Annotated in this window: 7 protein-coding genes; 1 reads left to right on the forward strand and 6 read right to left on the reverse strand. The window is 62.5% G+C overall.

Going from position 1 to position 11,492, the window contains the following annotated elements; translation table 11 throughout:
* Nucleotides 1-29 precede the first annotated feature (29 nt).
* The 6 genes from ACKI1H_RS15690 to metH form a co-directional block, all read right to left on the reverse strand.
* On the reverse strand, nucleotides 30-947 hold the full coding sequence (locus ACKI1H_RS15690) for a hypothetical protein (RefSeq protein ID WP_440468798.1): 918 nt from the start codon (nucleotides 945-947) through the stop codon (nucleotides 30-32).
* Entirely contained in the window at nucleotides 931-2,250 is a 1,320-nt protein-coding gene (locus ACKI1H_RS15695; RefSeq protein WP_440468799.1) for a TolC family outer membrane protein, read from the reverse strand. The genes ACKI1H_RS15690 and ACKI1H_RS15695 overlap by 17 nt, the downstream gene beginning before the upstream one ends.
* Nucleotides 2,247-4,346 carry a peptidase domain-containing ABC transporter gene (locus tag ACKI1H_RS15700; RefSeq protein WP_440468800.1) on the reverse strand — a complete coding sequence of 700 codons (2,100 nt, stop codon included), beginning with the start codon at nucleotides 4,344-4,346 and terminating at the stop codon, nucleotides 2,247-2,249. The genes ACKI1H_RS15695 and ACKI1H_RS15700 overlap by 4 nt, the downstream gene beginning before the upstream one ends.
* Before the next feature lie 2 nt (nucleotides 4,347-4,348).
* Nucleotides 4,349-5,551: an HlyD family secretion protein gene (locus tag ACKI1H_RS15705; RefSeq protein WP_440468801.1), complete on the reverse strand. Its 1,203-nt coding sequence runs from the start codon at nucleotides 5,549-5,551 to the stop codon at nucleotides 4,349-4,351.
* A gap of 172 nt (nucleotides 5,552-5,723) precedes the next feature.
* Nucleotides 5,724-5,864, reverse strand: coding sequence for a hypothetical protein (locus ACKI1H_RS15710; protein ID WP_440468802.1), 141 nt, complete (start codon nucleotides 5,862-5,864; stop codon nucleotides 5,724-5,726).
* A gap of 629 nt (nucleotides 5,865-6,493) precedes the next feature.
* Entirely contained in the window at nucleotides 6,494-10,186 is a 3,693-nt protein-coding gene (metH, locus tag ACKI1H_RS15715) for a methionine synthase (RefSeq protein ID WP_440468803.1), read from the reverse strand.
* A gap of 271 nt (nucleotides 10,187-10,457) precedes the next feature.
* On the opposite strand from metH, the gene ACKI1H_RS15720 reads away from it, so the two are divergent.
* Nucleotides 10,458-11,264 carry a hypothetical protein gene (locus tag ACKI1H_RS15720; RefSeq protein WP_138525545.1) on the forward strand — a complete coding sequence of 269 codons (807 nt, stop codon included), beginning with the start codon at nucleotides 10,458-10,460 and terminating at the stop codon, nucleotides 11,262-11,264.
* The last annotated feature ends 228 nt before the right edge of the window (nucleotides 11,265-11,492 follow it).

The following is an 11,492-nucleotide window of genomic DNA, read 5'->3' on the forward strand; positions in this document are numbered from 1 at the left end:
CAAGTATTGGCGCTGGCGCCCAGGCCTTGTCATTTGCAGGGGGCGAAGCCGTAGCGGGATGGATGGTCTGCCAGGAGCCAATTCGGATAAGCGCGCTGGTAGGCCTCCTCGATGTAGTCCGCGACATGCTGAGGTGCGTCCTTTCGGGCAAGCTCGATGGGGGGGAACAGCCGGTAGCCGAAACGCCCCCTGGAGAACGTAAGGTGGAAGCAGAGCAATACTGCGTCGACGTGGCTGCCGATGCTGAATACGCCGCGGTGCAGGCGCGCGGGGCGTTCCGAGAGTGAGACTTCCACGGTTTCCATGGGGTAGCGCTGCATCATGTAGGGCGGTACGTCGCTGAACAGCACGGCGATGCCTTCCTGTCTCAGGGCTCGCATGACGCGCAGCCCCAGTCCGGAACGGTTGTTCTCGTCATAGGTGTGCAGGATACGCAAGCCCGGAATCAGGATGTCTTCCCGGTGGCCGTAGGCTTCCCGCGGGCTACCGGAGACTACGGCGAGCTCGGTCAGGCCCAGCTTGGCGCGCAGCGCGTCGACCACATAGATGTTGGCGTACTCGGAAACGTAGTGGAACGGCGAAATAATGACCGGCCTGCCGGCGCAGTCGCTCCGGATCCTACGGGTGGCGGCGGCTAGTTCCTGAGCTGCCGCTTCCAGCTCCGGCCAATGGTTGCCCCGACCGTAGAGCCGCCCCAGGTGCATACGGCGATCGATCAGGTGTTCGATCTCCTCGCTGGCCATGGTGCGCCAGACATCGGCGCGAGTGAGTGCCGCACTGTCGGTACCCCATTCGTAGCGCAGTCGACCTTTCCAGCGCGCCCGACTGCTGAAGAGACTGCGCAGGCCCCAGGAGAGCAGCGCGGCACATTCCAACCCCCGCGCCGATGAGGCCAGCAACCAGCGGTCCTGCCAGCGTGGTCTAAGGGCTTCAACTTGCGGAGACATCGACAGTCAACCAGTTGTCGAGCAGTTGGATATCTCCCAGGCTGAGCGCTGCGACTTCGGCCTTCAGGGCCAGGAAGGCCGAGAGCATCTCGTAATTGGTCTTCGCCTGATCGCTGCGGCTGGCAAAGAGCATTTCCTGGGCCCGGAGTACATCCAGATTGGTCCGACTTCCGGCCTGATAGCCTTTGCGGGTGGCTTCCAGCGATGCCTCATTGAGACGAACGATCTCGCTTAAAGCCTGGCAGCGATCGCGCGCCCAATTGAAACGCTGGAACCACTCCCGAGTATCCGCCGCCGATTTGCGGGTAGCCGCCAGCAGGAGATTTTCAGCCTTTTCCTCTCCCGCCATGGTCTGGCGCAGGCGAGCGCGGTTAGCACCGCCAGTGAACAGTGGTGCTGAAATGGTGAGCATCGCGCTATTGGTAGTGGTCGGTTCGGAGTAGCCGGAAGCCGCGCCGGAGGGCGAATGGCTGGCGCTAAAGTTGATCACGGGGTAACGCTGGGCGCGGGCTTTCTCGCTGTCTTCGCTGGCGTTGCGAACATCGAGTTTTCCCAGTTGCACGGGGTAGCTGGAGGTCTCTGCCTGGCGCACCCACTGTTGCAAGCTCCTGGCTTTCAGCCAGGGTTTCGTGCGGCTCAGGTTTATCGTTGCGGGTGGCGTGACGTCACGGCCGGTCAGGGTCTCCAGGGCGCGTCGGCGGGAATCGAGGTTGCGCAGGGCATCCTGCTGGCGTAGTTGAGCTTCGCTCAGGCGCGAACGGGCCTCCTGCACGTCGATCAGCGTCGCCTCTCCGCCAGCCTGCAATTTTACGGTAAGGGCATGCTGTTCGCTGACAGCGCGGAGAAAGTCCGATGCTTGGGACTGTTCCTGCGCTGCGGCGAGTAGGTCCAGATAGGCGTTTGCACTTCTTAGCACCAGCGCCTGCCAGGCACGGGCGTATTCGAGCTCTGCCTTGGCGCTGGCGATGTCCGCCTGGCGCAGGGCAACCCAGCGCTCCCAATCGAATATGGGTTGATTCAGGGTGACCATCCAGCCGTTCTGCCAGTACCTAGCGGTGGGTTGGTTGTCGGTCTTGATCTGGTTGTAGGTTCGCCCCCAGCCACCATCCAGCCTGGGCAGCAGGGTGGCCCTGGCGATGGGGATCTCTTCGCGGCCAATGGCGATCTCCGAGTTCGCCGCAGAGAGTTCGGCATCGTGGGCCAGGGCGTTGTTGACCACTGCCAGCAACTCGCCGGAGGATGCGTCCAGCGGAGCGAGGGCCAGATAGATTCCCAGCGGGATGAAAAGCTTCGCTAGGCTCATGCGGGGGCTTCCTCGTGTCGGATTCGCCGCCGCAAGGTTCCGTCGATCAGTTGATAGCTGCGCTCGAAGCAGGACGCCAGGGACAGGTCATGGGTGATGACAATCAGCGTGCGCTCCAGGCGCTGAAGGAGGGCAGCGATATGCGCCACCGACGCAGGGTCGAGGTTGGAGGTCGGTTCGTCGAGCAGCAGCACTTCGGCGCCCTGATATAGTGCGCGTGCCAGCAGTAGCCGCTGTCGCTGGCCGGCGGAGATGTTCGCGATCGAGTCGCTGATCACTGTCTGGGTACGCATCGGTAGCTGCATGACGTCGTCCAGCAGGCCGACATCCTTGAGCAACTGGTTGATCCGACTGTGATCGGGGTTGGCGCCGAACAGAGAGATGTTGTCGGTGATGCTGCCGTTGAGGATCAGGTCGCCTTGGCGCATCTGGGTCATGTGCCGGCGGATTTCGTCGACGGCGAGGTTTGCATAGCTCACGCCGTTCAGGCGGATCTCGCCCTGTTGCACCGGTTCGGCCGCGCACAGGAGTTTGAACAGGGTGGATTTTCCAACGCCCGAAGGGCCTACGATGGCGATCTTGTCGCCGCGCTGGATGTCCAGCGTCACCCCCGACAGAACGGTACGGTCGGATATGCCGTAGCTGAAGGTCAGGTCGCGTATCGCGATGGAGTCCAAGTGCTGGAGCTCTGCCGTCCGGCCGATCTGTTCGGGCAGAGCATAGCGTTCCGGTTCATGCTCGACGATGTCGGCGACTCGCTGTACCGGCACGCTCAGCATGAAGCGGCCGAACAAGGCATTGATCGATTGTGCCAGCCGCTCCGAGGCCAGGGATTTGTAGATCATGAAGGAGTAGAAAACCCCCACGGATATCCTGCCGTCGAGCATAAGTCCGGCAGCGAGCCAGGTGATGGCAATCACGTCGGCATACTCCACCAGCTTCAGCACGGCATCACGAGCCGCCGTGAGCTTGGCGCTGTGTAGCGCCGCCGCGGCATTGGCGCGGAATTTCGCCATGAAGATCGCGGTACGGCGGGTCTCGCCGCAAGCCAGCTTGATCAGTGAAGCGCCCCGTATGGTCTCGATCAGGGTGTCGTCACATTGGGCGGAACGCTCCAGCACCAGCATGTGGGCATCGCGCATTGGCACGTAGAGGGCGAACGCGGTGCCCAGGTACAGAGCGAAGACTGCCAGGGCGACGCCGGCGAGCAGCGCGCTCTGCATCAGCATGAGGGCTATCGCCAGGCCCGCGACCACCAGGTCGATGCGCAGCGCGAAGCTGGTGCGTACGGTGTAGTCATTGATTTCTTCCTGGGATTTCAGGCGGGCGAACAGGTCGCCGACGTTGCGCTTCTCGAAATAGGCAATCGGGTTGCGCAGCAATTGCCCGACCAGCCCCTGGGTCACGTTGACGCTGACCAGCGTCCCCGCCAGGGCGACCAGGTAGGTTTGTACGTACTTGCTGAAGGCGCCGATGGCGAAAATGCTGGCGAAGGTGACGGCGAGGATATGTAGCAGGTTGCGGTTGTCGCTGGTCACCACATGGTCGAGGACGAGGTTGCCGAAATAGGGAAGGGCGAGGATGGCGAACTGCCCGCCGATGGCCACGAACATGAGCTTGGCAATGTGGCCACGCAACTGCGGATTCAGTGCGCGAACCCTGGTCAATGCGCCGGGTACGCGGGAGTGAGCGCGGATGCGCGATAGTTGAGGTGTTGGCGAGCACTCGAGGAGGTAGCCCGAGACGTTCGCCATGAACATCTCCAGTGTCAGGCGACGGCGCCCCGAGGCTGGGTCGATGATCACCACATGGCTGCGCCTGCACTTTTCGAATACCACGAAATGGGCGCCGCCGAAGTGAAGGATCGAGCCGGCTTTGATGTTGCCCAGGTCGCTGAGATCGAACTGGAAGGCTTGCACGGCGAGGCCGAAAGCGGTGGCCACATCGTACAGGTCCATCAAGGTCAGGCCGTTGGCCGACAGTGGGCGATGTGCCGTTATTTCGCGTACGTCGGTCGCGCGTCCCAGATGGGTCAGCACCATCGCCAGGCAGGCATAGCCGCAGTCTGCGACTTCGTTCTGGTAGATGATCCGCACAGTCAGCCCCGGATCATCTGGAACAGTGGCTCTAGCACCCATTCGGCGATGGACCTGCGCTCGATGACAACGCTGGCGGTGCCGCGCATGCCGGGAAGGATGCGCAGGGGGGAGCGGGATGGACCGAAGGTGTCGCCGGCGAGCGTCGCCCAGGCCATGTAGTTGTTGGTCTCTGCCGGCTTGCTGGCTGCCGGCGCCAGGGGGGGCTCGCTCTTGTTCATGGCCGTATCGGAAATGGATTCGATACTCGCCGGCAGGGCGCCAAAGCGAGCATAGGGGTAGGCGTCGAGCTTGAGGCGGACCACCTGGCCCGCGCGAATGAAGCCGCGTTGCCGCGAGGGAATGCTCAGGGCGGCTACCAGGGGTTGGTTGGATCCGGTGTTGATGACTAGCGCGACGTCTTCGGCGCCCAGCGTGTGACCGGCGACAAGGCTGGAGAAGGTGACGAGTCCCGAGTGCGGAGCGAAGATGGTGGCGTTCTGGCGCGCCGCTTCGAAGCGTAGTCGAATGTCCTGTATTTCGCGGGCGAGCTGGGCATCCAGTTCCCGTTGCTGCACTTTCAGCTCGAGTTGGTTGCCGCGCAGCGTCTCGATTTCGCTTAGCAGCGACTGGCGTCGCGCATCGCCCTGGGCGACCTCGGCGGCGCTCTGGTTGGCCTGCAGGCGTGCCTGTTCGACACGTTCGACGACCACATAGTCGGCCATGCCTTCCAGCCGCCTCAGTGTAATTTGCGAATCGGCGGCCATTTGCCGAGTGCGCAGTTGCTGCCGGTCGATGGCCTTTAGCTCCAGCTCGCGAGCATTCCCGGTTCGTTCGGCGGCTTCGAGGCGCGCGGCCAGGGCTGCGCGACGGTCGTCATGCTGCGTGGTGGCGGTCGCGATCTGATCATCGCGCATGGCCTCATCGAACCGGGGGCGGGGCGTACCGTCGCTCGTAAGGGTGAGGTCCCTGGCAAGCTGGAAAAGCGGCTGTCCCTGGTGGACCTGCTGGTTGCTCACGACCTGCAGACTGGTTACCAGCCCGGAGAGTCCTTTGATCTTGATCTCGGAGGGCGAGACGATTTCGCAGGGAACGTCGCGTTTGAGTTCAATTTCCTGGAAGAACGCAAAGACGATGCCTGCTGTTACCACCGTCGAACTGAAATAGGCGATCCAGCGCCAGGGTATATCGGTGAAACGGGGTAGTTTCTCGGCTTGGATACTCAAAGGACGGCCTGGCGGGTGGCGGATCAGTGGGTGCTGTTTCTAAGAGGGGCAATGAAGGTATTGCCCGACAATTTGTCGGGCAACACGACGTGACTGACGAGGTATTGCTCGCCGGCCGGCATCGAGGAGATTTCAGGTAGCGCTTGCGCCGTCGTCCCCGGTCGTCATCACATTAGCGGCTGCTGTTAACACCGCCGCCGCCACCGCCGCTTGGCGGAACGGGGGCCGGGCACGGAGCCGGCTTTTTCTTGGTCTTGCAGCAGCCGCCGGAAAGTTCGGAATTGATCAATTGGTCGCGATTGAGCTTTTTCATTGTTCGGTTTCCTACATTGCCTAATGGGTCGGATTCTGTTCGGTTGATATGTGCAATGTCTAGTTGTTGTGTTTCCTCTGGATATGGAAGTTGAGTGTGGTCCGACGGGGAATTTGTGCTGTGGTCGCGGCGTTGATAATTGGCTGGGTGGTTCCAAGATTTGATGAGGATCTGAGAATTCTTCAATGTACACGGGCTATTATCCGGAGTTGTGCCGCAGCCGAGTAAGAGTGGATGGTTTCATTTGGATTGTGGGGTATCAATGGGAATTGTTTTGAGATGTTGAGTGAATTTTCCGAGCTATTAATTCTCGGCTAATTGAATATGTAAAAATAAGATTTCAAATAATTAATAATATTTTCGGTTTAGCTAAAGGCGCGAATGGACGCGATGCTTGGGACGGGAGGCTACGCTTTCGAAGTTTATGCACGAGGCAAGGGTAAACGGGGGGAGGCGCGAGAAAGCAGTCCAGGACGGCAGCCGTGAGTAGCACGGTTCAGCGGGTGGGGAAGTCAAGGTGGGGGATAAAGCAGGGGGTTCGGAGGAGCAGGCCGCTCGCTTCCTTCGAAGGAGCAAGCCAAGCCAGGCGCCATGGTCGCCTGGCCTGCTAGTACCCGTTCCCGGTGAACTTAGTTGTCGTAACCCAGGTTCGGCGACAGCCAGCGCTCGCTGGTGGTGATTTCCTGATCCTTGCGCGCGCTGTAGCGTTCGATCTGGTCCTTGTCGACCTTACCCACGGCAAAGTACTGCGCCTGCGGATGGGCGAAGTACCAGCCGCTGACAGCGGCAGCGGGGAACATGGCGTAGTGTTCGGTCAGGGTGACGCCGGACAGGCCCTTGGGATCGAGCAGCTTGAACAGCGTGCCTTTCTCGGTGTGGTCCGGGCATGCCGGGTAGCCGGGGGCCGGGCGGATGCCGACGTACTGCTCCTTGATCAGCGCCTCGTTGTCCAGGTGCTCCTCGGGCTGGTAGCCCCAGTAGTCCTTGCGCACACGTTCGTGCAGCCACTCGGCGCAGGCTTCGGCAAGGCGGTCCGCCAGAGCCTTGACCATGATCGCGTTGTAGTCGTCGCCCTTGGCCTCGTAGGCCTTGGCCACCTCCTCGGCGCCGATACCGGCGGTGGTGATGAAGCCGCCGACGTAGTCCTTCACGCCACTGTCTTTGGGCGCGACGAAGTCGGCCAGGCTGAAGTTCGGCTTGCCGTCGGGCTTGATGGTCTGCTGGCGCAGGTGGTGCAGGGTGGCCAGCTTGTGGCCGTCGTCGCCGTAGACTTCCAGGTCGTCGTGGTGCACCTGGTTGGCCGGCCAGAAGCCGAAGACAGCCTTGGCGCGAATGAGCTTCTCGTCGATCAGCTTCTTCAGCATCGCCTGGGCGTCGTTGAACAGGCTGGTCGCGGCTTCGCCCACGACTTCATCGGTGAGGATGCGCGGGTACTTGCCGGCCAGGTCCCAGGAGATGAAGAAGGGCGTCCAGTCGATATATTCGGCCAGTACGTTGAGGTCGATGTCATCCAGCACCTTGACGCCGGTGAAGCTCGGCACCGGCGGCTGGTAGCCAGCCCAGTCGAACTTCGGCTTGGCGGCGATGGCTTGCTCGTAGCTCAGGCGCTCGGTGCGCGCACTGCGGTTGGCGGTACGTTCGCGGACTTCCGCGTACTCCTCGCGCAGCTTGCGGGTGTATTCGGGTTTCATTTCCTTGGACAGCAGGGTGGTCGCCACGCCCACCGCACGAGAGGCGTCGGTGACGTAGACCACGGCGTCATTGCTGTACTGCGGGTCGATCTTCACGGCGGTGTGCGCTTTGGAAGTGGTGGCACCGCCGATCAGCAACGGCAGGCTGAAGTTCTGCCGCTGCATTTCCTTGGCGACGTGGACCATCTCGTCCAGCGACGGTGTGATCAGGCCGGACAGCCCGATGATGTCGCACTGCTGCTCGCGGGCGGTCTGCAGGATCTTCTCGGCCGGGACCATCACGCCCAGGTCGACGATGTCGTACCCGTTGCAGCCCAGCACCACGCCGACGATGTTCTTGCCGATGTCGTGGACGTCGCCCTTCACCGTGGCCATGAGGATCTTGCCCTTGGCCTCGGGCTTGTCGCCTTTCTCCGCCTCGATGAAGGGGATCAGGTGGGCCACCGCCTGTTTCATCACGCGGGCGGACTTCACTACCTGCGGAAGGAACATCTTGCCGGCGCCGAACAGGTCGCCGACCACGTTCATGCCGTTCATCAGCGGGCCTTCGATGACCTCGATGGGGCGCGCGCATTTCTGCCGGCACTCCTCGGTGTCCTCGACGATATAGGTGGTGATGCCTTTGACCAGCGCGTGTTCCAGGCGTTTCTCGACGCTATGGCTGCGCCACTCCTCGTTCTCGATTTCCTTGACCGCTCCGCCGCCCTTGTAGTTGTCGGCGATGGCCAGCAGCGCCTCGGTGGCGTCCGGGCTGCGATTGAGCACCACGTCCTCGACCTTGTCGCGCAGTTCCTGCGGGATCTCGTCGTAGATTTCCAGCTGGCCGGCATTGACGATGCCCATGGTCAGGCCGTTCTGGATGGCGTAGTAGAGGAATACCGAGTGGATCGCCTCGCGCACCGGGTTGTTGCCGCGGAACGAGAAGGACACGTTGGACACCCCGCCCGAGGTCAGGGCGTAGGGGAGGTTGTCGCGGATGTACGCGCAAGCCTCGATGAAGTCCACCGCGTAGTTGTTGTGTTCCTCGATGCCGGTGGCGACCGCGAAGATGTTCGGGTCGAAGATGATGTCTTCTGGCGGGAAGCCCACTTCGTTGACCAGGATGTCGTAGGAGCGCTGGCAGATTTCTTCCTTGCGCGCCTGGGTGTCGGCCTGGCCGGCTTCGTCGAAGGCCATCACCACCACGGCGGCGCCGTAGCGCTTGCACAGACGGGCGTGGTGCTTGAACTGCTCGACACCTTCCTTCATGGAGATGGAGTTGACGATGCCCTTGCCCTGGATGCACTTCAGGCCTGCTTCGATCACTTCCCACTTGGAGGAGTCGATCATGATCGGCACGCGGGAGATGTCCGGCTCGGAGGCGATCAGGTTGAGGAATCGAACCATGGCGGCCTTCGAGTCCAGCATGCCCTCGTCCATGTTGATGTCGATCACCTGGGCGCCGGCTTCCACCTGCTGCTGCGCCACTTCCAGCGCTTCGGCGTAGTTCTCCTCGCGGATCAGCCGGGCGAACTTGGCCGAGCCGGTGATGTTGGTGCGCTCGCCGACGTTCACGAACAGCGAGTTGCGGTCGATGGTGAAGGGCTCAAGGCCGGACAGGCGGCAGGCGCGGGGGATTTCCGGAATCGCGCGCGGTGCGTACTTGGCCACGGCCTTGGCGATGGCCTCGATGTGCCCTGGGGTGGTGCCGCAGCAACCGCCGATGATGTTGAGGAAGCCCGAGGCGGCGAACTCCTCCACGACCACCGCCATTTCTGCCGGGGTCTCGTCGTATTCGCCGAAGGCGTTGGGCAGACCGGCGTTGGGGTGCGCGGAGACGTGGGTCCCGGCCTTGGTCGCCAGTTCTTCCAGGTAGGGGCGCAGCTCTTTTGCGCCCAGGGCGCAGTTCAGGCCGACGGAGATCGGGTTGGCGTGGCGCACCGAGTTCCAGAAGGCTTCGGTGGTCTGGCCCGACAGGGTGCGGCCGGAGGCATCGGTGATGGTGCCGGAGATCATGATCGGCAGCTCGACGCCCAGCTCTTCATACACGCCCTGCACGGCGAAGATCGCCGCCTTGGCGTTGAGGGTGTCGAAGATGGTCTCGATCAGGATCAGGTCCGCGCCGCCTTCGATCAGGCCGCGGGTGGATTCGCTGTAGTTCTCCACCAGCTCGTCGAAGGTGACGTTGCGGAAGCCGGGGTCGTTGACGTCCGGGGAAATCGAGCAGGTGCGGCTGGTCGGGCCGAGGACGCCGGCGACGAAGCGCGGTCGGTCCGGGGTTTCGGCGGTCTTGGCGTCGGCGACTTCACGGGCCAGGCGCGCACCTTCCACGTTCATCTCGTAGGCCAGTTCCTGCATGTCGTAGTCGGCCTGGGACACGCGGGTGGCGTTGAAGGTGTTGGTCTCGAGGATGTCCGCGCCAGCGTCCAGATAGGCCTTCTCGATGGCCTGGATGACGTCCGGGCGGCTGAGCAGCAGCAGGTCGTTGTTGCCCTTCACGTCGCTCGGCCAGTCGGCGAAGCGCGCGCCACGGTAATCCTCTTCCTGCAGCTTGTAGCTCTGGATCATGGTGCCCATGCCGCCGTCGAGGATCAGGATGCGCTCCTTGAGGGCTTGCTGGAGGGCTTGCAGGCGTGCGGCACGGTCGATCATTGGAATACCTGGAAAAGGGCGTGACGAAAGGTCGCTGATGATAGCAAAGCTGCACGGCTTTCCGGTGGCTCGCGGTTTTCCATGAATTTCATTCATGTTGATGCGGGGTGTGGCTTGACGTGGTGTCAACCGCGCCCTGAGCGGGCCTGACAAGTCCGGAACTGCCTGACGGCGGGCTTGCTGGAAGAATTCACGGTACCGGGCGGCAAGGATGAGGAAGTTTCGCGTCGCTGACCGCCTACCCAAGGATTCCGGACGCAAGGAGACACCCATGTCGCAGAACGCCAACACCCTGATGCTGTTCTTCAAGGAGCAGGGCCCGCACGAGCTGTGCGTGCTTTCGCTGGTCAACCTGATGCGAGGCGACCAGGAAAAATCCCGCGGCTACCAGCAGCGCCTCGGCGTGGACCTTGGCGGCATCTGGGAGGAGGTCTGGTTCAACCAGCAGTTCAGCGCGCAGCCCGAGTACATTCGCCTGGACTTCGACACTTCGGTGCGCGCCAACCTGCCGCTGGCGTTGCTGGAAAGCCTGTTCGAGCAGGGGCTGCGTGCCGCCGTGATCGAGGTCTTCCATAGCCAAGTCGGCGAGACCCAGCGCCACCACTTCCTCGATGGCAAGTTGGTGAATCGCTCGGACCTTTACCATCGCGAACCCTTCATCGAGCCCATCGTCAGCGTGCAGCTGGATGCACGTCATGAGGATGGCGAGGAAGACACGAGCGTCTGCGTGACGCGCCCGGTACCCTTGCGCCAGCTGATCGAAGAGGAGCGCGAGCACGAGGAGAACGCCAAGGTGCTGGTGGAGGGGATCGCCGAGATCGCCAAGGTGGCGCGCCAGACCGGTGTCGGCCCCGGCGGAGTGATCAAGACCGGACTGGTGCTCTGGCAGATGGCCAAGGGCTTGCTGCACGCGGTGATCCTCACCGTGCTGGCGCTGGTGTTCTTCAAGGGCTTCTGGATGTGGCTGGGGCTGGGTGTACTGCTCGCCGTCATCCTGCCGCTGCTCTATGGCTGGGTCGAGTACAGCGACCTGACTGGAAAGCGCGAGGAACCCGAGGCAGCTGACGGCGCAGACTGACGCACCGTGTCTGGCACGCTGCTCTCCCGCCGCGAAATGCGAAATCCGTCGCAGCCAAAAGCGAAACGCTGTCGCACCCGTCTAGGCGCGGAACCCCGCCGTGCGTATGCTGGCGCGCGGCGAGAAGGTAGTGGCTATCTGCCTGCTCGTCCTCGGCGGGGCGCCGTGGGCGCCCACTCGATCATGAAGCCGGCAGCATCGCAAGACCGGCGGGGATGGAGCGTGTGG

This window comes from Pseudomonas sp. YH-1 (genome assembly GCF_051990045.1).
Taxonomy (GTDB): Bacteria; Pseudomonadota; Gammaproteobacteria; order Pseudomonadales; family Pseudomonadaceae; genus Pseudomonas; species Pseudomonas nicosulfuronedens.